The sequence below is a fragment of the Cryptosporangium arvum DSM 44712 genome (genome assembly GCF_000585375.1).
Taxonomy (GTDB): domain Bacteria; phylum Actinomycetota; class Actinomycetes; order Mycobacteriales; family Cryptosporangiaceae; genus Cryptosporangium; species Cryptosporangium arvum.
Map to the genome: position 1 here is coordinate 4393540 of NZ_KK073874.1, position 23101 is coordinate 4416640.

17 protein-coding genes and 1 pseudogene are annotated in these 23101 nt (G+C 72.8%); 14 read left to right on the forward strand and 4 right to left on the reverse strand.

All coding sequences use genetic code 11. The annotated features are described in order from the left end of the window. Window positions 1-75: 75 nt before the first annotated feature. Window positions 76-606 (forward strand): hypothetical protein, encoded by a 531-nt coding sequence (locus tag CRYAR_RS19710; RefSeq protein ID WP_035852802.1) that lies wholly within the window; start codon window positions 76-78, stop codon window positions 604-606. Here CRYAR_RS19710 and CRYAR_RS19715 read toward each other — a convergent pair. Together CRYAR_RS19715 and CRYAR_RS19720 are read right to left on the reverse strand one after the other, a co-directional pair. Continuing rightward, window positions 603-1502 carry a pentapeptide repeat-containing protein gene (locus tag CRYAR_RS19715; RefSeq protein ID WP_035852804.1) on the reverse strand — a complete coding sequence of 300 codons (900 nt, stop codon included), beginning with the start codon at window positions 1500-1502 and terminating at the stop codon, window positions 603-605. The two genes, CRYAR_RS19710 and CRYAR_RS19715, sit on opposite strands and share 4 nt — an antisense overlap. Window positions 1503-1527: 25 nt before the next feature. Further along, window positions 1528-2709, reverse strand: a complete 1182-nt coding sequence (locus CRYAR_RS19720) for a family 8 glycosyl hydrolase (RefSeq protein WP_051570688.1) — start codon at window positions 2707-2709, stop codon at window positions 1528-1530. A gap of 150 nt (window positions 2710-2859) precedes the next feature. Between CRYAR_RS19720 and CRYAR_RS19725 the strand changes: the two genes are divergently transcribed. The 10 genes and pseudogenes from CRYAR_RS19725 (at window position 2860) to CRYAR_RS19770 (ending at window position 17197) form a co-directional block, all read left to right on the forward strand. Then, window positions 2860-4254, forward strand: coding sequence for a serine hydrolase domain-containing protein (locus tag CRYAR_RS19725; RefSeq protein ID WP_035852811.1), 1395 nt, complete (start codon window positions 2860-2862; stop codon window positions 4252-4254). Further along, the gene (locus tag CRYAR_RS19730) at window positions 4251-5843 is read left to right on the forward strand and encodes an ABC transporter substrate-binding protein (protein ID WP_035852814.1); all 1593 of its coding nucleotides are present in this window, start codon (window positions 4251-4253) and stop codon (window positions 5841-5843) included. The genes CRYAR_RS19725 and CRYAR_RS19730 overlap by 4 nt, the downstream gene beginning before the upstream one ends. 1 nt (window position 5844) lies before the next feature. Continuing rightward, window positions 5845-6828, forward strand: a complete 984-nt coding sequence (locus CRYAR_RS19735) for an ABC transporter permease (RefSeq protein ID WP_051570690.1) — start codon at window positions 5845-5847, stop codon at window positions 6826-6828. Between the two features lie 3 nt (window positions 6829-6831). Next, window positions 6832-8700, forward strand: coding sequence for a dipeptide/oligopeptide/nickel ABC transporter permease/ATP-binding protein (locus CRYAR_RS19740; RefSeq protein ID WP_035852817.1), 1869 nt, complete (start codon window positions 6832-6834; stop codon window positions 8698-8700). Then, a pseudogene (locus tag CRYAR_RS19745) lies at window positions 8697-9392 on the forward strand (ABC transporter ATP-binding protein); the annotation flags it as partial. The gene CRYAR_RS19740 and the pseudogene CRYAR_RS19745, both read left to right, overlap by 4 nt. Window positions 9393-9409: 17 nt before the next feature. Further along, window positions 9410-12580: an LpqB family beta-propeller domain-containing protein gene (locus CRYAR_RS19750; RefSeq protein WP_035852822.1), complete on the forward strand. Its 3171-nt coding sequence runs from the start codon at window positions 9410-9412 to the stop codon at window positions 12578-12580. Further along, window positions 12580-13668, forward strand: a complete 1089-nt coding sequence (locus CRYAR_RS19755) for a M20/M25/M40 family metallo-hydrolase (RefSeq protein WP_035852826.1) — start codon at window positions 12580-12582, stop codon at window positions 13666-13668. The genes CRYAR_RS19750 and CRYAR_RS19755 overlap by 1 nt, the downstream gene beginning before the upstream one ends. A 17-nt stretch (window positions 13669-13685) precedes the next feature. Further along, complete coding sequence (locus tag CRYAR_RS19760; RefSeq protein ID WP_211247543.1) at window positions 13686-14474, forward strand: GNAT family N-acetyltransferase; 789 nt, start codon at window positions 13686-13688, stop codon at window positions 14472-14474. Further along, entirely contained in the window at window positions 14471-15577 is a 1107-nt protein-coding gene (gene menC / locus CRYAR_RS19765) for an o-succinylbenzoate synthase (protein WP_035852833.1), read from the forward strand. Before CRYAR_RS19760 ends, menC begins: the two co-directional genes overlap by 4 nt. A 9-nt stretch (window positions 15578-15586) precedes the next feature. Further along, a complete protein-coding gene (locus CRYAR_RS19770) occupies window positions 15587-17197 on the forward strand; it encodes a PucR family transcriptional regulator (protein WP_035852838.1) in 1611 nt (536 codons plus the stop codon). Here the strand turns inward: CRYAR_RS19770 and CRYAR_RS50250 are convergent. Then, window positions 17194-18117: a LysR family transcriptional regulator gene (locus CRYAR_RS50250; protein WP_211247544.1), complete on the reverse strand. Its 924-nt coding sequence runs from the start codon at window positions 18115-18117 to the stop codon at window positions 17194-17196. The genes CRYAR_RS19770 and CRYAR_RS50250 overlap by 4 nt on opposite strands. Window positions 18118-18180: 63 nt before the next feature. Here CRYAR_RS50250 and CRYAR_RS19780 point away from each other — a divergent pair, with 63 nt between their 5' ends. Then, window positions 18181-19626: an NAD-dependent succinate-semialdehyde dehydrogenase gene (locus CRYAR_RS19780; RefSeq protein ID WP_035852840.1), complete on the forward strand. Its 1446-nt coding sequence runs from the start codon at window positions 18181-18183 to the stop codon at window positions 19624-19626. A gap of 3 nt (window positions 19627-19629) precedes the next feature. On the opposite strand, the gene CRYAR_RS19785 is transcribed toward CRYAR_RS19780, so the two are convergent. Next, window positions 19630-20211 carry a hypothetical protein gene (locus CRYAR_RS19785; RefSeq protein ID WP_035852842.1) on the reverse strand — a complete coding sequence of 194 codons (582 nt, stop codon included), beginning with the start codon at window positions 20209-20211 and terminating at the stop codon, window positions 19630-19632. 262 nt (window positions 20212-20473) lie between these two features. On the opposite strand from CRYAR_RS19785, the gene CRYAR_RS19790 reads away from it, so the two are divergent. Both CRYAR_RS19790 and CRYAR_RS19795 read left to right on the forward strand, forming a co-directional pair. Continuing rightward, window positions 20474-22069: an ABC transporter substrate-binding protein gene (locus tag CRYAR_RS19790; RefSeq protein ID WP_157017921.1), complete on the forward strand. Its 1596-nt coding sequence runs from the start codon at window positions 20474-20476 to the stop codon at window positions 22067-22069. 4 nt (window positions 22070-22073) lie between these two features. Continuing rightward, window positions 22074-23099: an ABC transporter permease gene (locus tag CRYAR_RS19795; protein WP_084700730.1), complete on the forward strand. Its 1026-nt coding sequence runs from the start codon at window positions 22074-22076 to the stop codon at window positions 23097-23099. Window positions 23100-23101: the final 2 nt, after the last annotated feature.

Here is a 23101-nt window from a genome sequence, read left to right on the forward strand (position 1 = left end):
TACGCAGCGGGGGCGTGCGCCGGAACGCCTCGGAGCCTTCAGGAAGCCTTCAGGGTGGGGCGACAGGGTGCGGCCGTGCGAACGATTCGAGAACTCGGTCAGCTGTCGGGGGTCGTCGGGCGGCGGGCCGCGCTGAGATACGCCGGGCTCGGCCTCGCCGCCGCGGCGCTCGGCGCGTGCGGCGTCGACCTGCCGGGCCGCCACCCCCGGGCCGCCCTGGTCACCGCGTTCGTGAGGGGCACCTGGCGAGTCACCGCCGACGGCGGCGCCGGCTTGCTCACCATCGGCGACGACACCTGGGCCCTCTCCGGCGGCACCCCGCCGCCCGGCCGGAAACACGGCCTGCTCACCGACGCGAGGAACGGCACCTACCGGATCGACGCCGGTGTCCTCACCGTCGAGGTGGCCGGCGAGGGCGCCCCCGACCGCGGCACCGCGATCGCGCTCCCGGCCGAGGTGTCCGGCCACGAGGACTTCAGCGCCACCTGGAGCTACCGCGGCGACGCGTTCACGGTGCCGGTGGCCTGGGACGGCACGAAGCTCGTCGTCCAGATCGTCCACCCGCGCCACGGCGGCCTGATCCTCTACACCGCCGAACGCGCCTAACCGATCACGCCCTCGGAGCGCAGTTGTTTCTGGGCCTTGCGGAGCGTGCGGGTCGCGAAGTCGGCCAGCTCGGGGCCGTTCGGGTGATCGTCGATGAAGTCCCGCCGGCCGATGGCCCAGCCGGCCGTCGCGCTGAGCCCCGGCCGTGACGACTCGAGGGACAGGAACTTCCGGAACGCCTCCCCGACGTCGTCGCGCCGGTTCATCGACAGGTCGCCCGCCCGTTCGGCGACCGCCCGGAACCCGTGCTCGACCACGATGATCGCGTCGCTGCCCGGGAACGTGACGTCGTCGAACTCCATGCCGTCGAACTCGGCGTAGCGCAGGTTGTCGGAGAAGAACGACACCCCGCGCAGGACGGCGGGCGCGCGGTCGTCGCGGGTCTGGCGGCCCAGGAAGCGCACGCCGGACAACCCGCCGAGGAACCGGCACCGCTCGAACGAGCAGCGCGTGAACCCGACGCTCGCCAGCGCCGGGAACGTGGTGTGGGTGAACGTGACGCGCTCGGCCGCGAAGTACGCGAACTTGCTCCCGACCAGGTCGACCGACTCCCACGAGGAACCGGCCACGGACGTGTCGCGCAGGTCGGCCCGGCGCACGGTCGACTCGGCGAGCGACCCGCCGACGATCACCGCGGCCGACAGGTCGACGCTGTCGAAACGGCACTGCCTCCATTCGACGTCGGTCAGGCGCGCCTCGGGGAGCGAGGCGTAGCTCAGATCGAGCCCGGTGAGGCGCGCCCCGGTGACGACCAGCCCGGCCGCGGGTAATCCCCGCAGGTCCAGCAGGCCGTCGACGGTCGCCAGCCCCAGGTCGTCGAGCGAACGTCCGGCGGCTAGCCGTTCGACGACGTGGCGTGCGGACTCGGAATGCCAACGGCGCACGCACGGCAGCATGCCAGCTCCGCGCGCGGGTCGCCGCTCAAACCGTGAGATAGCGACCGGAGAGCAGCAGCATCACCTGGAGCTGAATGGTGTCGCCGTAGTAGTTGCCGCGTTCGACGTCGTTCTCGGCGAGCTTGGTCCAGAGCGCGTCGAGCCAGCGCTGGCCGCCCGGATCGGTCATCGCGCTCACCGCGAGCGGCGCCCAGAACGCGTTCGACTCGTCGGCGTCCTCGCGGGTGCCGTCGAGGCGGTAGCCCGAACCGACCCGGCCGGGGTCGCCCCCGGTGGTGGACCGGAACCAGGCATCGATCGTCCGGGCCGCGGACGTGGACGACGCGTCGCCGGTGAGCAGGGCGTCGGTGCCGAGACGCCACGGGACCCGGCACGCGTTGAACGAGTAGTCACCGTCGTTCGCGGTCTCCAGCACCTTGCCGGTGACCGGCTCGATCCCGTCGCCGCCGGTGCGGGCGAAGTCGGGCAGCAGGCCGGTGTCCGGATCGCGCAGGTCGGCGACCGCGCTCCGGTGGGCGTCGGCGATCGCCGACCACGCGGTGTCGCCGGTCGCCTCCTGGAAGACCCGGAAGTAGTACGGCATCCAGTCCGAGGTCCTGGTCGTGGCGTAGAGCTGCGGGTCGACGGTCGTGTCCCAGTCGCCCAGCAGCATCAGCTCCGACGAGGGGTTCACGGTCTTGTCCTTCACCGCCCGGATCCGTTTGACGGCCAGGTCGCGGTAGTCGACGTCGCCGTCGCTGCCCCACAGCCGGTCGGCGAGGAGCAGGCCGTAGGCGACGTCCATGTCGCCGTCGGTGGCCGAGTCGCCGCCGGCCTTGTCGACGCAGTCGGCGTCCTGCTCGGCGGCCATCAGGTCGGGCGTGCGGGTGGACGGGTGGTCCAGCACGTAGGTGAGGAGCCCGTCGAAGAGGTCACGCGCGTCCGGGTCGGCCCCCGACATCATCGCGGCGATCGTCAGCCCGTACCCCTGGGCCTCGGAGACGAACGGGTACGCCGCGTCCGGCGAGTAGATCTGGTAGGCGCCGTCGCCGCAGTCCTCGTGGACGTACTCGTCCTTCCACGCCCGGTAGAAGTCGATCAGGGCCCGGTCGCGGTCGTCCTGCGAGGCGGACGGCCGGACCGCCGCGTGCGGGAGCGCGGTGGGCTCGCCGGAGAACGACAGCTCGGACTCCGAGGAGGAGCAGGAGACGACGGCCGCGAGCAGCACAGCGACCAAGATCCGGATACGAAGGGATGATCCGGCCACGCGTGCAGACTACGGTACGACCGTCCGTTCGTCGGAGCCGACTACCCACCCCTGTGAACTCGTCGGCCACGACGAACAGCTGGCCCGCGAGTGTGCCTAGCATCACCGCGCATGGGCGATCTAGACGACATCCAAAGCTGGCTCAACGACGAGCTTCCTTCGATGCTCGCGAAGTACGAGGTACCCGCGGCGAACTGGGCCGTCGTGCGTGGCGACGAGGTCGTGGACGGCGCCGCCGGTGTGCTCAGCAAAGCCACCGGCGTGGACGCCACCGCGGATTCGGTCTTCCAGATCGGGTCGATCACCAAGCTGTGGACCAGCACGCTGGTGCTGCAGCTGGTCGACGAGGGGAAGGTCGGCCTCGACCGGCCGATCCGCGAGTACCTGCCGGACTTCCGGATCGCCGACGAGCAGGCCGCGCAGACGATCACCGTGCGCCACCTGCTCAACCACACCGCCGGCTTCGAGGGCGACATCTTCGTCGACACCGGCTTCGGCGACGACTGCGTCGAGAAGTACGTCGCGGCACTGCACGACGTGCCGCAGCTGTTCCCCCCGGGCGAACAGTTCTCGTACAACAACGCCGGCTACTGCGTCCTCGGGCGGCTGATCGAGGTCCTGCGGGGCACGTCGTTCGACGCCAGCCTCCGCGAGTACCTGATCACGCCGCTCGGGCTCACCCACGCCGCGACCGACGCCTACGAGGCGATCAAGTACCGCGCCGCGATGGGCCACGTCGAGCCGGAGCGGGGCGAGGGTTACCAGCCGGCTCCGGTCTGGGCGATGTACCGGTCGAACGCACCGGCCGGCGCGATGCTCTCGATGCGCGCCCGGGACCTGGTCGCGTTCGCCCGGATGCACCTCGACGACGGCCGCGTCGGCGAGCAGCAGGTCCTGGCCCCGGGCACCGCCGCGCTCATGCAGGAGCGGCAGGTCGATCTACCCGACCTCGGCCTGATGGGCACCTCCTGGGGCCTCGGCTTCGAGCGGTTCGACTTACCGTCCGGCGCGATCGTCGGCCACGACGGCAACACGATCGGGCAGGCCGCGTTCCTGCGGATGGTGCCGGGCACGGGGGTCGCGGTCGCCCTGCTGACCAACGGCGGCGACGCGCTGTCGCTCTACAAGGACGTCGTCGGGGGCGCCCTGAACCGGCTGACCGGGGTCGAGCTGCCCGCGTCCCCGGTTCCACCGGCCGAGCCACCGACGATCGACGCCGAACGGTTCCTCGGCACCTACTCCGCGTCGGTCTACGACCTCACGGTCAGCCAGGACGACGATCGGCGGATCTGGATCGAGCAGACCCCCAAGGGTTTCCTCGAGGAGATCGGCGGGCGGGTCGAGCGCACCGAGCTCGTGTCCTACCGCGACGACATGCTGATCCCGGTCGAGGCCGACCGTGGCATGTACATGCCGCACGCGTTCCTGGGCGACGACGGCACGGGCCACGCGCTGTACCTCCACCTCGGACGCGCCATCCGCCGCGCGGGAACGGACGAAGAATGAAGCGCACCAGGATGGCCTCCTACGGCCTCTGTCTGACGCTGGCGCTCGCCGGTTGCTCGGGCGCGGCGAACAACGGCGCCGGCGACGGCGCTCCGGTCGTCGACGGCGGCACGTTCACGCTGGGCCTCTCCTCCGACCCCGGTGCCCTGGACCCGCAGATGGGCGCGGGCACGTCGCTGTTCACCGTTACCCAGTTCGCCTACGACCCGCTGGTCAGCGTCGACGGCGAGAGCGGCGAGATCCGCTCGGCGCTGGCCACGTCGTGGAAGGCCGAGGGCACGACCGTCGAGCTGACCCTCAACGAGGGCATCACCTGCGACGACGGCAGCGCGCTCACCGCGACCGCGGTGGCCGACAACCTCAACTTCGTGGCCGACCCGAAGAACAGCAGCCCGTTCCTCGGCGTCTTCCTGCCGGCCGGGGTCAAGGCCGCCGGCGACGACGCGAGCCGGGTCGTCACGCTGACGCTGGCGCAGCCGGCGCCGTTCGTGCTCAACGGGCTGGCGAGCCTGCCGATCGTGTGCCCGAGCGGCCTGAAGAACCGGGCCGCGCTGACCAAGACGACGTCCGGCACCGGGCCCTACAAGCTCGTCGAGGCCGCCCCCGGCGACCACTACACCTACCAGGTCCGCGACGGTTACACCTGGGGTCCGGACGGCGCGACGACCGCGACCAAGGGCATGCCCAAGACCGTCGTCGTGAAGATCGTGGAGAACGAGTCGACCGCGGCGAACCTGCTCGTCTCCGGCGGGCTGAGCGCCGCCCAGGTGGCGGGGCCGGACTCGGCCCGGCTGGAGAAGGCGGGCCTGTTCACCGCCGAGACCCCCGCGCTGAGCGGGGAGCAGTGGTACAACCACGCCAAGGGCCGCGTCACCGACGACCCGCAGGTGCGGCTGGCGCTGACCCGGGCGCTCGACCTGGCCCAGCTGCAGAAGGTGCTCACCTCGGGCAAGGGCAGCGCGGCGACCGTGCTGGCGACGAACGCCCCCGCGGCCTGCCCCGGGGACTCGGTCTCCAAGTCGCTGCCGTCGCACGACCCGGCCGCCGCCGGTGCGCTGCTCGACCAGGCCGGCTGGACCAAGGGCGCCGACGGGACGCGCGCCAAGGCCGGCAAGCCGCTCAAGCTCACGTTCCTGTACCAGAACACGAGCGGCAGCGGCGGCAACGCGGCCGCCGAGCTCGCGGTGAAGCAGTGGAAGGCCGTCGGCGTCGACGCCACCGCGAAGAGCCAGAACGAGACGACGCTGACCGGCACGATCTTCGGCGCCGGTGACTGGGACGTCGCCTGGGTGTCGCTCAACGTCAACAGCCCGGACCAGCTCGTGCCGTTCCTCTCCGGCCCGGCCGCGCCGAAGGGCACGAACTTCGCCGCGATCGCCGACGCGGACTACACCGAGGCCGTCACCGCGGCCGCCGCGCTCCCCGGCGCCGAGGGCTGCGACAAGTGGCTCGCGGCCGAGTCGGACCTGATCAAGAAGGCGTCGATCGTCCCGTTCGCCAACACGACCGTGCGGACGTTCGGCAAGGCGTCGAAGTTCGAGACACCCGGCCAGCTCGTCCCGACCAGCATCCGGATGCTGGCGAAATAGCATGTCGGCCACGATCACCCTCCGACCCCTGCCCACGGCCAGCCCGTGGGTGGGGTTCGGCGTGCGACGCGTGGGGCGGCTGATCGTCTCGCTCTGGGTCCTGGTGACCGCGTCGTTCGCGATGATCCACCTGATCCCGGGCGACCCGGTCCGGGGCGCGCTCGGCCCCACCGCGCCGGCCGAGCTGGTCGAGGCGCGCCGCGAAGCGCTGGGGCTCAACGACCCGCTGCTGCTCCAGTACCTGAACTACCTCAAGGGCCTGTTCACCGGTGACCTGGGCACGTCGCTGACCTCGCGGCTGCCGGTCTCCGAGGTCGTCGCCCAACGTCTGCCCGCGACGCTCCTGCTCGCCGTGCTGGCGTTCGTCGTGGCCGTGCTCATCGCGATCCCGCTGGGCGTCGCGATGGGCGTGCTGACCCGGCGCGGCCACGGCCGGCGTTCCGAGGTCGCGTTCACGACGACGAGCACGATCGTCGCGACGATCCCGGACTTCCTGATCGGTGTCGCGCTGGTGTACCTGTTCGGTATCCGGTTCGCCTGGTTCCCGATCGCCGGGAACGACACCCCGGCCTCGTACGTGCTGCCGGTGGTCTCGCTGGCGATCGGCCCGGCGGCGATCCTCTCGCGGATCGTGCGGGTCGAGATGTCGGCGGTGCTGGAGGCCGACTTCGTGCGCACGGCCAGAGCCAAACGGCTGCCGGCCCGGACGGTCTACCTGGGCCACGCGCTGCCGAACGCGGTCACCGGCGCGCTGACGCTCGGCGGCCTGCTGCTCAGCGCGATGGTCGCCGGCACGGTCCTGGTCGAGAACGTGTTCGCGTGGCCGGGGCTGGGCAGCACGATCGTCCAGTCGATCCTCGCCAAGGACTACCCGGTCGTGCAGGCGATCGTCCTCGTGTACGGCGTCGGTGTGCTCGTCACGAACCTGGTGGTCGACGTGATCCTCGCCCTGCTCGACCCACGCTCGACGATCCGGGAGGGCTGAGCGATGCGTTGGCTACGAGTGGCACGCAGCCCGCTCGGTCTGACCGCGACCGTCCTGATGGTGGTGATCCTCGCCCTGGCCGCGTTCGGCCCGCTGGTGTGGGGCTCCGACGCGGACGTCGTCGACACCGACCAGATCCTCGCGCCGCCCTCGGCCGAGCACTGGGCCGGCACCGACAACCTCGGCCGGGACATCCTCCTGCGGGTGCTCGTCGCCGCGCGCCTGTCGATCGTGCTCGCGCTGCTGGCCACCGTGCTCGCCGTCGTCACCGGGGCGCTGCTCGGCGCCGCGCCGTTCCTGCTCGGCAAGCGCTCCGGCCGGATCGTGACCGCCGGCGTCAACATCGCGGTCGCGTTCCCCGGCATCCTGCTGGCGCTGTTCTTCGCGGTCGTGTTCGGCGTGGGCGCCACCGGCGCGGTGCTGGCGATCGGCCTGGCGGGCGCGCCGTCGTTCGCGCGGCTCACCCAGACGCTCGTCGCCGAGGTCGAGGCCCGGGACTACGTCGCGGCCGCCCGGACGGTGGGCGTCGGCCGGTTCCGGATCCTGTTCCGCCACGTCCTGCCGAACATCGCCGAGCCGCTGGTCGTGAACGCGACGATCGGCGCGGGCGGCGCGCTGCTGTCGTTCGCCGGGCTGTCGTTCCTCGGCCTCGGCGTGCAACCGCCCTCCTACGACTGGGGCCGCCTGCTCTTCGACGGGATCGGCACGCTCTACGTGAACGCCGCCGCGGCGCTGGCCCCCGGTGCGGCGGTCGTGGTCGCCGGGCTGGCGTTCAACTTCTTCGGCGAGTCGGTCGCCAAGGGGCTGGGCGTCCCGGCCGACGCCCGGCTGCGCCCCCTCGTCCGGAAGAAGCGGGTGAGCGCGCCCGAGCCCGACCCGGACGTGGTGCTCGACGTGCGTGACCTCGAGGTCACGCTGGCCGGGCCGTCGGGGCCGGTCCGCCCGGTCCGCGGCGTCACGTTCCAGGTGCGCCGCGGTGAGGCCGTCGGCATCGTCGGCGAGTCCGGGTCGGGCAAGTCGATGACCGCGCTCGCCGTCACCAAGCTGATCGCCGACCACGGCCAGGTCGACGCGGCCCGGCTGGAGTTCCTCGGCGACGACCTGCTCGGGCCGCGCACCGCCCTCCAGCGGCGCACGCTCGGCACGAAGCTGGCCATGGTCTTCCAGGATCCGATGACCGCGTTCAACCCGACCCGCCGGATCGGCGCCCAGCTCGCCGAGGTCGCGACCCACCACCAGAAGATGACGCGCAAGGACGCGATGACCCGGGCGGTGGACCGGCTCGGCGCGGTCCAGATCCCGGACCCGGGCAACCGCGCGCGTCTCTACCCGCACGAGTTCTCCGGCGGGATGCGCCAGCGGGCGATGATCGGCATGGGGCTGATGAACACCCCGGCGCTGATCGTGGCCGACGAGCCGACCACCGCGCTCGACGTCACCGTGCAGCAGCAGGTGCTCGACCTGCTCGCGACGATCCGTGAACAGGACGGCGCGGCGCTGATGCTGATCAGCCACGACGTCGCGGTGATCGGCGACGTCTGCGACCGGGTGCTGGTGATGTACGCCGGCCGGATCGTCGAGGAGCTGCCGACCGGCGTCAAACCGCTGCACCCCTACACCCGGGCGCTGATGGACGCGGTGCCCGACATGGCCACCGACCTGGGGTTGCCGCTCGCGACGATCCCGGGACGCCCGGTCGACCCCGCGGACGTGCCTCCCGGCTGCGCCTACGCGGCCCGGTGCCCGCTCGCCGACGACCACTGCCGGACCGTGGACCCGCCGCTGGCCGAGCACGGCACCGCACACCGGGTGGCCTGCTGGCACGCCGGCGAGGAGCTGCCGGCGACCGAGCGCGGCGAGGAGGCACCGTGAGCGAGTTGCGCTTCGAGGACGTGACCGTGCGGTACGGGCGGCACACCGCCGTCGACGGCGTCAGCCTGACCGTGCCGGACGGCGCCGTGATCGGGCTGGTCGGGGAGTCCGGGTCGGGCAAGTCGACGCTGGCCCGCGCGGCGGTCGGCCTGGCCCCGCTGGCCGGTGGCCGGATCACGCTCGACGGGGCGCCGATCCCGACCCGGGGGCGGCGTCCACTGCAGATGGTCTTCCAGGACCCGTACTCGTCGCTGGACCCGCGGATGACGGTCGGCGCCACGATCGCCGAGGCCATGCCCCGCGGCGCCGACCGGAAAGCCGGTGTCGCGCACCTGCTCGAGCAGGTGCACCTGGACCCCTCGACCGCCCGGTCGCTGCCGTCCCGGCTCTCCGGCGGCCAGCGTCAACGCGTCGCGCTGGCCCGCGCCCTCGCGGCCGACCCCCAGGTCATCATCGCCGACGAGATCACCTCCGCCCTCGACGTCTCGGTGCAGGGCGCGGTGCTCAACCTCGTCCGCGAGCTCCAGGGCCTCTCGATGCTGTTCATCTCCCACAACCTCGCGGTCGTCCGGTACGTCGCCTCGCACGTCGCGGTGATGCGCAACGGCCGGCTCGTCGAGCACGGCCCCACCGCCCAGGTGCTGGCCGAGCCCGAGCACGACTACACCCGCGAACTTCTCGCCGCCGTACCCGGCCGAAGGAGCAAGCCTTGAACATCGCCGATGTGGTGGTCCCGTCCCAGCCGGCGCTCTCGGCGGACGGCACCCGGATCGCCTACGTACTGCGGACCCTCGACACCGACCAGGACCGCAACGTCGACCAGCTGTGGCTGGTCGGCACCGACGGGGGTGCACCGCGGCGGCTCACCCGGGGGCCCTCGGACACCGCGCCGAGCTGGTCGCCCGACGGCCGCCGGCTCGCGTTCCTGCGCGACGGGCAGATCGCCCTGCTCGACCTCGACGGGGGAGAGCCCGACCGGGTGACCGACCTGCCGCTGGGCGCCGGTGCGCCGCGCTGGAGCCCGGACGGCACCCGCCTCGCGTTCACCGCGCCGGTCGGCGACACCGGCGGCCCGATGGTCAGCGACGGTCTCGACTACCAGGCCGACGGCTCGGGCTTCCACGGCGCCGTGCGCAGGCACCTGCACGTCGTCGACCTCGGTAGCGGTGACGTGCGGCAGCTCACCGACGGCGGGCACGACGTCGGCGCGGTGGCCTGGTCGCCGGACGGGACGACGCTGGCGTTCACCCGGAAGCACGGCGCCGACAGCGACCTGCGTCACCGCACGCCGGTGTTCCTGCTCGAGGTCGACGCGCCGCACGCCCGGCCCCGCCTGCGCGCGTTCGCCGACGGCGTGGCCTCCGCCGTGGACTGGGCCGGCTCCGCGCTGCTGGTCACCGGCTGGACCGGCGACCCGCGCGGACACGCCCGCCTGTACCGCGTCGACGACGAGGTGACCGAGCTCGCCGCCGACGTCGACCGCAACGTCATGCCGGGCGCGCCGGCCTACCCCGGCGGGCTGCCCCGGGAGGCCGACGGCCAGGTCTACTTCTGTCTGCGCGACCACGGCTGCACCCACCTCTGGGCGGTCGGCCTCGACGGCGCCGACGCCCACGCGGTCGTCGCCGGAGCGGGCCGCGTCGTCTCCGGGCTCTCGATCGCCGCCGGCCGCGCCGCGATCACGCTGGCCACCCCCACGTCGTTCGGCGAGATCGTCGTCGTGGACCTGGCCACCGGCGCCGAGACCGTGCTCACCGGCAACCAGGTCGAGCTGCACCGGCGCGAGGAGCGGTGGTTCACGATCTCCGACGGCACCCGGGTGCAGGGCTGGATCATGCGTGACCCGGCCGCGAGCGGTCCGCGGCCGCTGGTGCTCGACATCCACGGCGGCCCGCACAACGCGTGGAACGCCGCCGCCGACGAGATGCACCTCTACCACCAGGAGCTGGTCGACCGCGGCTGGGCCGTGCTGCTGATCAACCCGCGCGGCAGCGACGGCTACGGCGAGGCGCTCTACGACAGCATCAACGGCGGCTGGGGCCTGGCCGACGCGGCCGACTTCCTCGAGCCGATCGACCAGCTCGTCGCCGAGGGCTTCGCCGACGGCGACCGGCTCGCGGTCACCGGCTACAGCTACGGCGGGTACATGACCTGCTGGCTGACCGCCCACGACTACCGGTTCGCGGTCGCGGTGGCCGGTGGGACGGTCAGCGACCTGGTGAGCATCAGCGGCTCCAGCGACGACGCGCACTTCCTGAGCGTCTACGAGCTCGGCGGCCCGCCCTGGCAGAAGCCGGCCGAGTACGCCGCGATGTCGCCGCTCACCCACGTCTCCGACGTCCGCACGCCGACGCTGCTGCTGCACGGCGCCGACGACCTGACCTGCCCCGTCGGCCAGGCCCAGCAGTGGCACACCGCGCTGCGCCAGCTGGGCGTCCCGACCCGGCTGGTGGTGTACCCGAAGGCGTCGCACGCGTTCGTGCTGCTCGGCCCGCCGTCCCAGCGGGTCGACTACGGCCGTCGGCTGGTCGACTGGATCTCCGAGCACACCACCGGACGCGCCCGCGTCGACGCCGCGCACTGGCAGGACCGGCTGGCCCGGCTCGCCGATCGGCACCAGGTCCCGGGCGCGCAGCTCGGGATCCTCTCCGGTGACCAGTTGGTCGAGCTCGCCCACGGCGTGCTCCACACCGGCACCGGCGCTCCCGTGCGTACCGACTCGGTGTTCCAGATCGGTTCGATCACCAAGGTCTGGACCGCGACCGTGGTGATGGGGCTGATCGACGAGGGCGCGCTGACGCTCGACACCCCGGTCGCCGAGATCGTGCCGGAGCTGCGCCTGGCCGACCCCGAGGTGACCAAGGCGGTCACCGTGCGGCACCTGCTCACCCACACCAGCGGCATCGACGGCGACGTGTTCACCGACACCGGCCGCGGCGACGACTGCATCGAGAAGTACGTCGAGCAGCTCGAGGAGGTCGGGCAGAACCACCCGCTCGGGGTCACGTTCTCGTACTGCAACTCCGGGTACTCGCTGCTCGGCCGGGTGATCGAGAAGATCACCGGTCTGAGCTGGGACCAGGCGCTGCGCGAGCGGCTGTTCACGCCGCTCGGGCTGACCGGCACCAGCACGCTGCCGGAGGAGGCGCTGCTCTCGTCGGCCGCGGTCGGTCACCACGACGGCAAGCCGGTCGGTACCTGGATGCTGCCCCGCGCGATCGGGCCCGCCGGGCTGGTCAACTCCACCGTCGCCGACGTGCTCGCGTTCGCGCGGGCGCACCTGACCGGGGGGCTGATCAGCGCCGACAGCGCGGCCGCGATGGCCGCCTTCCAGGCCGACCTGCCGGACAAGCAGATCCTCGGCGACTCGTGGGGCCTCGGCTGGATCCGCTTCGACTGGGACGGCCACCGGCTGATCGGCCACGACGGCACGACGCTGGGCCAGGCCGCGTTCCTGCGGATCCTGCCCTCGCACGGGCTGGCCGTCGTGCTGCTCACCAACGGCGGGCACGGCCGCGATCTGTACGAGGAGCTGTTCCGGGAGATCTTCGGCGAGCTCGCCGGCGTCGCGGTGCCGCGCCCGTTCGCGCCGGGGTCCTACGACGGCGACGTGACGCCGTACGTGGGCACCTACCAGCGGGCCGGGGTGCGGATGGAGGTCGAGGCCGACCCGCCGCTCCTGCGCACGACGATCATCGGCCCGCTCGCCGAGCTGGAGCCGAACACCGTCGACGAGTACACGCTGGTCCCGTCGGGCCCCGGCGTGTTCGCGGTGAAGCCACCGGAGGCGGAGAACTGGATGCCGGTCACCTTCTACTCCCTGCCCAGCGGCGAGCCGTACCTGCATTTCGGCGTGCGGGCGACCCCGAAGGTCAGCTGATGGCCGACCTCCGGGACATGCTCGCCGACGCGCGTGCGCTGATCGAGTGCGAGTCGCCCTCCAGTGACCTGGCCGCCGTCGGGCGGTCGGCCGACGTCGTCGCCGAGGTCGGCGCCGGCATCCTCGGTGCCGCGCCGGAGCGGATCGTGATCGACGGCCGGACGCACCTGCGCTGGCGGCTCGGTGAGTCCGAGCCCCGCGTGCTGCTGCTCGGCCACCACGACACGGTCTGGCCGATCGGGACGCTCGCCGGCCGCCCGTTCGCGGTCGAGAGCGGGATCCTGCGCGGACCCGGCTGCTTCGACATGAAGATCGGGCTGGTCATGGCGTTGCACGCCGCCGCCGGTCTGGACGGCGTCACGCTGCTCGTGACCGGCGACGAGGAGATCGGCTCGCCGAGCTCGCGCGCGCTGATCGAGGAGGAGGCCAAGGCGGCGGCGGCCGCGCTGGTGCTCGAGGCGTCCGTCGACGGGCACGTCAAGTGCGAGCGCAAAGGCGTCTCGCTGTACGAGGTGCGCGTGGCCGGACGCGCCGCGCACGCCGGCCTCGAACCGGAGCGCGGCGTCAACGCCACCGTGGAGCTCGCCCACCAGGTGCTGGCGGTCAGCGCGCTCGCCGACCCGGCGACCGGAACGACGGTCACCCCGACGGTCGCGCGCTCCGGCGTCACCACGAACACGGTTCCGGCCGAGAGCACGTTCGCGGTCGACGTGCGGGCCGGGAGCGTGACCGAGCAGGAACGGGTGGACCGCGCGATGCGGTCGCTGTGGACGGTCGACCCGCGGGCCCGGATCGAGACGGCCGGCGGCGTGAACCGGCCGCCGCTGGAAGCGTCGGCCTCGGACGGGCTCTACGCGACGCTGTGCCGGATCGCGGTGGCCCGCGGCCTGCCGGTGCCCGGGCGCGCCGCGGTCGGGGGCGCGTCCGACGGGAACTTCACCGCCGGCGTCGGCACCCCCACCCTGGACGGGCTCGGCGCGGTCGGCGGCGGCGCCCACGCCGACGACGAGCACGTCGTCATCGGTGAGATCACCCCCCGGACCGCGCTGCTGCGCGCTCTGGTCGAGCACCTGCTGGTCTCCCAATGACGAGGAGCGAGAACGCCGTGACCGATCACCCGACGCAGACGGCGGAGGCCGCCGCGCACAAGGCCGGCGTCGTGGTGCGTGAGCTCACCGACATGGTCCGCATCACCGAGGCGGTCGACCTGCTCGCGTCCATCTGGGGCCGCGCGGCGAACCCGCCGGTGACCGCGGAACTGATGCGCGCCTTCAGCAAGGCCGGCAACTACGTGACCGGCGCGTTCGACGACGACCGGCTGATCGGCGCCTGCGTCGCGTTCTTCCACGAGCCGGCCGGCAGCGCGCTGCACAGCCACATCGCCGGGGTGTCGCGCGACGCGGCCGGCCGGGGCGTGGGCTTCGCGCTCAAGCTGCACCAGCGCGCGTGGGCGCTGCAGCGCGGGGTCGCCGACATCGTCTGGACGTTCGACCCGCTGGTGGCCCGCAACGCCTACTTCAACATCGCCAAGCTCGGCGCCCGCCCGGCCGAGTACCTGCCGAACTTCTACGGCGCGATGTCCGACGCGATCAACACCGGCGAGGACTCCGACCGGCTGCTGGTGCACTGGCGGCTGCGTGAGTACGACGACGAGCGGCCCGGCACGCCGCCCGGCGCGGGGGTGTCGCTGGCCGTCGGTGCGGACGGCGGCCCGCTTCCGTCCCCGGTCGACGGCCCGGTCCACCTGGTCGCGGTCCCTCGCGACATCGAGGCGATGCGGGCCGATGACCCGGCGCTGGCGCGGCGCTGGCGGATCGCCGTGCGCGAAGCACTGACCGGCCAGATCGAGGGCTTCGACCCGGCCGGTTTCTACGTGGTACGGAGGGAATCGTGAAGCTGACCGGCGTCCAGTTGCGGCGCATCTCCATGCCCCTGGTGGCCCCGTTCCGGACGTCGTTCGGCACGCAGACCACCCGGGAGCTCCTGCTCGTCGGCGTGATCGGCGACGACGTGGAGGGCTGGGGCGAGTGCGTGGCGATGGCCGACCCGCTGTACTCACCCGAGTACCTCGACGCGGCCGCGGACGTGCTGCGCCGCTTCCTGGTGCCCGCCGTACGCGCCGCCGGTTCGCTCGCCGCGCCCGACGTCGCCCGGCTGCTGGCGCCGTTCAAGGGCCACCAGATGGCCAAGGCGGCGCTCGAGATGGCGATCCTCGACGCCGAGCTGCGTGCCGCGGGCCGCTCGTTCGCGCGTGAGCTCGGCGCGGTGCGCGACCGGGTGCCGTGCGGAGTGTCGGTCGGCATCATGGACAGCATCCCGCAGCTGCTCGACGCCGTCGGCGGCTACCTCGACGAGGGCTACGTCCGGATCAAGCTCAAGATCGAACCGGGCTGGGACGTCGAACCGGTCCGCGCGGTCCGCGAGCGCTTCGGCGACGACGTGCTGCTGCAGGTCGACGCGAACACCGCGTACACCGTCGGCGACGCGCGTCACCTGGCCCGGCTGGACCCGTTCGACCTGCTCCTGATCGAGCAGCCGCTCGACGAGGACGACATCCTCGGGCACGCCGAGCTCGCCCGGCAGATCAGCACGCCGGTCTGCCTGGACGAGTCGATCACCTCGGCCAGGGCCGCGGCGGCCGCGATCCGGCTGGACGCGTGCCGGATCGTCAACATCAAGCCGGGACGGGTCGGCGGCTACCTCGAGGCGCGGCGGATCCACGACGTCTGCGTCGCGCACGGCGTACCGGTCTGGTGCGGTGGCATGCTCGAGACCGGTCTGGGCCGGGCGGCGAACGTCGCGCTGGCCGCGCTGCCGGGCTTCACGCTGCCCGGTGACACGTCGGGCTCCGGGCGGTACTACGCCGCCGACGTCACCGAACCGTTCGTGCTGCGCGACGGCCACCTCGACGTGCCCACCGGCCCCGGGCTCGGTGTCGTGCCGATCCCGGACCGGCTGGACGAGGTCACGACCTCGATCGAGTGGCTCCCGGGTTAACGTGAGCACGTGCGCCCACGCGTGAACCTCGGACGGGTCGTCGACGATCTGGGTGCCACGCTGCTGGAGCACGCGTACGGCGAGGTCGATCGGCCGGAGGAGATCGCCGCCGTGGTCTTCTACGACGTGCTCGACCAGCCGGTGCTGCCGGCCGACGCGCTGGTGCTCGGGATCGGCGTCGACGCCTCGCCCGGGCTCCTGCGCGCGCTGGGGGAGCAGAAGGCGGCCGCGCTCGTCGTCCGCGCGCCGGTCGAGGTGACCGACGAGCTGCGTGCCGCGGTCGACGACACCGGGGTCACCGTGCTGGGCCTGCGCCGTGGAGCGTCCTGGGGTCACTTCAGCGACCTGCTGCGGTCCCTGCTCACGCCCGGCGCCGACGACGGGCCGGCCGACGAGGCCCTGCTCGGCGGCCTGCCCGCCGGTGACCTGTTCGCGGTCGCCAACGCGATCGCGGCGCTGCTCGACGCACCGGTCACGATCGAGGACCGCAGCTCCCGCGTGCTGGCGTTCTCCGGACGGCAGGACGAGGCCGACTCGTCGCGCGTCGACACGATCCTCGGGCGGCAGGTGCCGGAGCGCTACGCCCGGATGCTGCACGAGCGGGGCGTCTTCCGGGAACTGCTCCGCGGCGACCAGCCGGTCTACGTCGAGCCGATCCCGGACCGGCACAACGGGTTCAGCATTCCCCGGGTCGCGATCTCGGTGCGCGCCGGCGACGAGGTGCTCGGCTCGATCTGGGCCGCGGTCCCCGGCCCGCTCACCGACGAGCGCAGCGCGGCGCTGCGGGAGGCCGCCACCCTGGTCGCGCTGCACCTGCTGCGGATCCGCGCCGGGGCCGACGTGCAGCGCCGGATGCGTGCCGACCTGCTCAACACCGCGCTCGAGGGCGGGCACGGCGCGCGCGAGGCCCTGGAGCGTCTCGGCCTGTCCAGCCAGCCGCTGCTCGTGCTCGGCGTGGCGCTCGACGAACGCGACAACGCCGACAGCGCGGGCGTCATCCAGGACCGGCAGGGGCTCAGCGACGCGTTCGCGCTGCACCTCAACGCGGTGCACCCGCGGGCCGTCGCGGCGGCGATCGGGGCGGTCACGTACGGGCTGCTGCCGATGACCGGGGTGCCGGAGCGGGCCGAGACCCGGGCCGTGCGCATCCTGCAGGGGTTCGTCGACCGGGTCGGCGGCCGGCTGCCGTCGATCACGGCGGTGGGGCCGGTGGCCCGGGGGCTGTCCGACGTCGCCCGCAGCCGGTCGAGCGTCGACCGGGTGCTCCGGGTGCTGCGCGACGGGCGGCCCGACCGGCGGATCGGCCGGTTCGACGAGCTCCAGGGCGAGGCGCTGGTCTCCGAGCTGCGTGAGCTGGCCGCCGCCCGGGGCGAGAAACCGGCCGGTGCGCTGGCGCGCCTGGCCGACTACGACCGCGAGCACCGCGGCAACCTGGTGGAGACGCTGCGCGCGTGGCTCGACGCGTTCGGCGACTCGGTGCTGGCCGCGGAGGCGGTCGGCGTGCACCAGAACACGTTCCGGTACCGGCTGCGGCGGGTGGCCGAGGTCGGCCAGTGCGACCTGAACGACCCCGACCAGCGCTTCGGCCTGATGGTGCAGGTGCGTGTGCTGGGCGGCTAATTCGTCGCGTAGTGGCGCACGACGTACCGCTCGATGCGCGCCGCGAGGCCGGCCAGCGCGGGCGCGGCCGGGTGCCCCGGGTCCCACGCGCACGCCAGCCGGACGCTGACCGGCGTGCCGTCGGTGGCCACGACCGCGAGCGGCACCAGGTCGTAGCGCGGGTCGTCGGACACCACCGCGACGCCGCGCCCAGCGGCCGCGAGGGCCTGCGCGACCGTGCCGTTGCTGGCCTCGATCGTGGCGGGCACCCCGATCGCCCGGTCGAAGGCGTCCCGGGCCGGGTGCCCGGCCGGAAGCAGGATCAGCGCCTCCCCGACCAGCGCAGCAGCGTCGAGCGAGCCGCCCGGGCCGCCCGGGCCGGTCGCGGCGGCCGCTCCGAGTGGTCCCGGTGGCGCCAGGGCGTGGCCGGGCGGCACGTAGGCCCAGACCGGGAGCGGAGGCAGCGGGTGGAAGCTGCGGCGCCGGTCCGGCGGCTCGGCGGTGATCACCAGGTCGGCGCCCCGGCGCAACGCGTCGTCGACCGTGTTGCCGTCGGAGACGAACACGGCGGGCACCGGGTCGTCGGGCGTGAGCGTCACCAGGAACGGCGAGACGACGTCGGTCAGCGTGGTCGTCGGTGCGGCGATCGTGACGTGCGTGAGCCGGCCCCGGACCTGCAGTTCGGCCGCGGCGCGCAGGGCGTCGGCCCGGGCCAGCAGCTCACGGGCGTACGGCAGCAGCGCGCGCCCGGCGGGGGAGAGGCGCAGCCGCCCGTGGGCGCGGTCGAAGAGGTCGACGTCGAGGTCCTGTTCGAGCGCGCGGAGCTGCCGCGAGAGCGAGGGCTGGGCCACCCGCACGGCGTCGGCGGCCGCGCTGACCGTGCCGGCCTCGGCCACCGCGACGAAGTACGCCACCCACCGAAGCTCCAGGCTAGGCCTCATGGGCATGAAGACTATGGGAATCAAGTATTGGACAACATAGATGCCGCTGCTGAGCATGGAAGGATGTCTGATCTGATCGACGTCCTGGACCCGTCGCGCGGGCTGCTGATCGGTGCGGAACGCCGTCGCGGTGGTGCCGGTCTCTTCGACGTGCGGGACCCGGCGTCCGGCCGGGTCGTGGCGTCGGTCGCGGACGCCGACTCCGCCGACGCGACCGCCGCGGTGGACGCCGCGGCGGCGGCCTCCGAGGGCTGGGCCGCGCTCGCGCCCCGGGCCCGGTCGGAGATCCTGGCCCGCGCCCACGCGCTGATGCTGCGCGACGCCGACGACCTGGCGACGCTCATCGCGCTGGAGAACGGCAAGTCGCGCAGCGACGCCCGCGGCGAGGTCGTCTACGCGGCGGAGTTCTTCCGCTGGTTCGCCGAGGAGGCCGTCCGCACCGGCGGCGACTACGGCTCCTCGCCCGCCGGTGGCACCCGCACGATCGTCACCCACCGCCCGGTGGGGGTGGCGGCGCTGGTGACGCCGTGGAACTTCCCGGCCGCGATGGCCACCCGCAAGATCGCGCCCGCGCTGGCCGCCGGGTGCACGGTGGTGCTCAAGCCGGCCGCGGAGACCCCGCTGACCGCGATCGCGGTCGTGCGGTTGCTCGTCGAGGCCGGGGTGCCCGACGGCGTCGTGAACCTGGTGCCGACGACCGACGCCGGGGGTGTCGTCGGCACCTGGCTGGCCGATCCGCGGATCCGGAAGATCTCGTTCACCGGATCGACGCGGGTCGGGCGGTTGCTGCTGCAGCAGGCCGCGGACCGGGTCGTGAACGCGTCGATGGAGCTCGGTGGCAACGCCCCGTTCGTCGTCACGGCCGACGCGGACCTCGACGCGGCGGTGGACGGCGCGATGATCGCGAAGTTCCGCGGCGGCGGGCAGGCCTGCACGGCCGCGAACCGGTTCTTCGTCCACGCCGGCGTGGCCGAGGAGTTCGCCGCGCGGTTCGGGGCCCGGGTCGAGGCGCTCACCGTGGGGCCGTCGGACACCGGGGCGGAGATCGGCCCGCTGATCTCCGCGGCGGCGGTCGCCAGGGTCACCGCGCTCGTCGACGACGCGGTCGCGGCCGGGGCCCGGGTGGCCTTCTCGGCTCCGGCCCCGGAGCAGGGCTGGTTCGTCGCCCCCACCGTGCTCACCGGCGTCCCCGCCGACGCCGCGATCCTCGACGAGGAGATCTTCGGCCCGGTCGCCCCGATCGTCACCTGGACCGACGAGGCCGACCTGGTCCGCAGGGTCAACGCCACCGAGGCCGGCCTGGCCGCCTACGTCTACGCCGGCGACCTCGGCCGCGCGCTGCGCCTGGCCGAGCGGATCGACGCGGGCATGGTCGGCGTCAACCGCGGCCTGGTCTCCGACCCGGCGGCTCCGTTCGGCGGCACCAAACAGTCCGGCCTCGGCCGCGAGGGCGCCCGCGCGGGCATCGAGGAGTTCCGCGAGACCCAGTACTTCTCGGTGGCCTGGTGACCGTCACCTCGCCGGGGGGCGGACGGTGGCGCGCCAGCAGGTGATGTCCCAGGAGTCGGCGCCGGTCGCGTCGCGGAAGCCGTGGCCGAGGCCGGTGGCGAACGTCAGCGTGCGCTGGTCGGTGAGGTAGTACCAGATCCGCAGGATCGCCCGCTCGGGCACCGGGACGTAGTACTGCACCCGGCGCAGCGACTCCGGCGCGCTCGCCGAGAACGGGTCCTCCAGCAGTTCGCGGGCCTGCGGCGGAAGGTACTCGCGCAGGTCGATGACCTCGGTCCGGCGGCGGTTGTGCGGGGGCGCCGGCTCCGGGTTCTCGACCACCCGCGCCCGCTGGATCGACGCCGGGTCGAGCGGCACCGTGGTGAGGCGGTTCGCGAGCCGGCCGTCCGCGCCCATCGTGGGTTCCGCGACGATCAGGGCGTTGGTGCCCAGCACCGTCACCGCCGGCCGCCGGTCCGCTCCGGGCGACGCCCACCATTCGAGGATGGTGCCCGCGCGCACGTTGATCCGGGCTTTCACGCTCTCGCCCAGCCGGTCCCAGAGCTGTTCCGGCGTGGCGACCGCCGCCACGCCGAAGTCAGGCATGTTTCGTGACACTAACTTCTCCCCGTGTGTCGTCCGGGCCGCACGGCGGCCCGGACGCACAGTATCCACACAGGAAAGCCGGTCCTCGCGGGACGCGACCCCGGCCCCTCCGCCGCCGTGCCGACGAACGATGGCATTGTGTTCGCAACACAGCGGGCCGCGATTCTCTGAATTCTCAGCACATTGTCCGGTGGGTCACACCTTCCTAGCCTCAGTCCATGGCCTCGGCCCCCACGAGGCCAGTCGACCCGAAGGACGACACATGACCAGGAAACATTTCCGGGCGTCCGCGGTGGTCGCCCTGTCGGCGGTAGCGGCGGTGACGCTCGCGGCGTGTGGTGGCACCACGGCGACGAACGACGATCCGGCCAACTTCGTCTCGGGCGGCACGTTCACCATCGCGCTCAACGAGGATCCGGGCAGCCTGTCGCCGCTCACGGGCGTGTCGCTCGTCCAGCGCGCGCTCGTTCCCTACGCCTACGACTCCCTGGTGGCCCTGAGCAAGGACGGCGAGGCCAAGCCGTGGCTCGCGGAGAGCTGGAAAGCGACGCCCACCTCGATCACCTACACGCTCAAAGACGGCGTGACCTGCGCGGACGGCAGCACGTTCACGGCCGGGACCGCGGCCAACAACGTCAAGTACCAGGCGAACGCCAAGAACGGCACGTTCTGGCACGGGTCGACGATCACCGCCGACATGACCGCGACATCGAGCGGTAACACGCTGACGATCACCAGCAAGTCGAACAACCCGTTCCTGCTCACCTCGACCGGCACGATCGAGATGGTCTGCCAGGCGGGGCTCGACAAGCCCGACTCGCTGAAGAACGCCACGAACGGCACCGGGCTGTTCAAGCTGACCTCGGTCAAGGGCGGCAGCGAGTACACCTACACCAAGCGCACCGACTACAAGTGGGGCCCGGACGACGTCACCAGTGACACCAAGGGGCTGCCCGACAAGGTCGTCGGCAAGGTCGTGACGAGCGAGTCGACGTCGGCGAACCTGCTGCTCTCCGGTGACCTCAACGCGGTGACGATCGCCGGCCCGGACCGTGACCGCGTCGAGGCGGCCGGCAAGAAGTCGCAGGGCGTGCCGAACCCGCTCGGCGAGATGCTCTTCAACGAGCGCCCCAACCGCCCGACGGCCGACCTGCGGGTGCGCCAGGCCCTGACGCTCTCCCTCGACCGGGCCGCGGTCGGCGAACTGGTCACCAACGGCCACTACGACGAGATGAAATCGCTCGTCGTCCAGTCGCCGCAAACCTGCGTCGAGGGTGGCCCGAAATGGACCCTGCCCCCCGCGGACGCGGCCAAGGCCGGTCAGCTGCTCGACGCGGCCGGGTACCCCAAGGGCACCGGCGGAATGCGGGCCAAGGACGGCAAGCCGCTGGTCATCCGGTTCCTTTACGATGCGGGCACACCGAGCCACGCGGCCGCGGCCGAGGAGGTCCAGGCCCAGTGGAAGAAGATCGGCGTCGACACGAAGCTGGTCGCCGAGGATCCCAACGGCTGGTCGACCGACCTCTACCAGACCTACGACTGGGACACCGGCTTCATCCAGCTGGCCCCCGGCACGCCGGTCGTGCTCAGCCTGTTCTTCCTCGGCGCCACCAGCGAGAAGGGCGGCTACAACTTCATGAACGTGCAGAACGAGAAGTACAACGGCATCGCGCGCCAGGCGATGACCGCGGCCGACCCGGAGACCGCGTGCGGCCTGTGGCAGAGCGCCGAGAAGGAGCTCATCGACCGGGTCGACGTCTACCCGCTGGCGCAGACCGACTCGCCGATCTTCTTCAGCGGCGCGACGGCCGAGGTTCTGTGGGGCATCCGGCCGACGTCGATCCGGATGCTGGGCTGAGCCGATGACCCTCCCCCCGAGCCCGAGCGTGACGACGGTCGAGGAGAAGGACACCCGGGGGGAGGTTCTGCGCTCGTTCGTCTCCTCGCCCCGGCTCACCTTCGTGCTGCGAAGGCTGGGCCGGGCCGCGATCTCCTTGCTCATCGTGCTCGTCGCGTCGTTCTTCATGGTGCAGTTCGTGCCGGGCGACCCGGTGCGCGCGGCGCTCGGCCCCACCGCCCCGGTCGCCACCGTCGACGCGCTGCGTGACCAGCTCGGCCTCGACCAGCCGCTGTGGTCGCAGTTCACCCACTACGTCAGCGGGCTGCTGCACGGCGACCTCGGCACGTCGATCACCTCCCAGCGCTCGGTCGCCGAGACCCTCGGGGAGCGGCTCCCGACCACGCTCACGCTCGCGTTCCTCGCGTTCGTCGTCGCCGCGGCCGGTGCGTTCCCGATCGGCGTCGCGACGGCTGTCTCGGCGCGCGCCGGCCGTCGCCGGGTCGTCGACCTCGGTGTGTCCGGGCTGCTCGGGGTGCTGATCGCGATCCCGAACTTCCTGCTCGCGGTGCTGCTCGTCGCGGTGTTCAGCATCGGGCTGCGGGCGTTCCCGCCGGCCGGCTGGGGTGAGCCGAGCCAGGCGGTGCTGCCGGTGCTCGCGCTCGCGGTCGGCCCGCTCGCGTACCTGGCCCGGATCGTGCACGTCGAGATGCTGCGGGTGCTCGACGCGCCCTACCTGACCACCGCCAGGAGCAAACGGCTGCCCGGCCGGCTCCTGTACCTGCGTCACGCGCTGCCGAACATCGTCGCGGCGACGCTCACCGCGGGCGGTGTCGTGCTGGTCGGGCTGGTCGCGGGCACGGTCCTGGTCGAGACCGTGTTCACGGTGCCGGGGATCGGTTCGACGATCGTCTCGTCGATCACGGCCAAGGACTACCCGCTCATCCAGGGGCTCGTGCTGGTGTACGCGCTCCTGGTGCTCGGGGTGAACCTCCTGATCGACCTGGCCCTCGCGGTGCTCGATCCGCGCTCGACGATCGCGGAGGCGTGAGC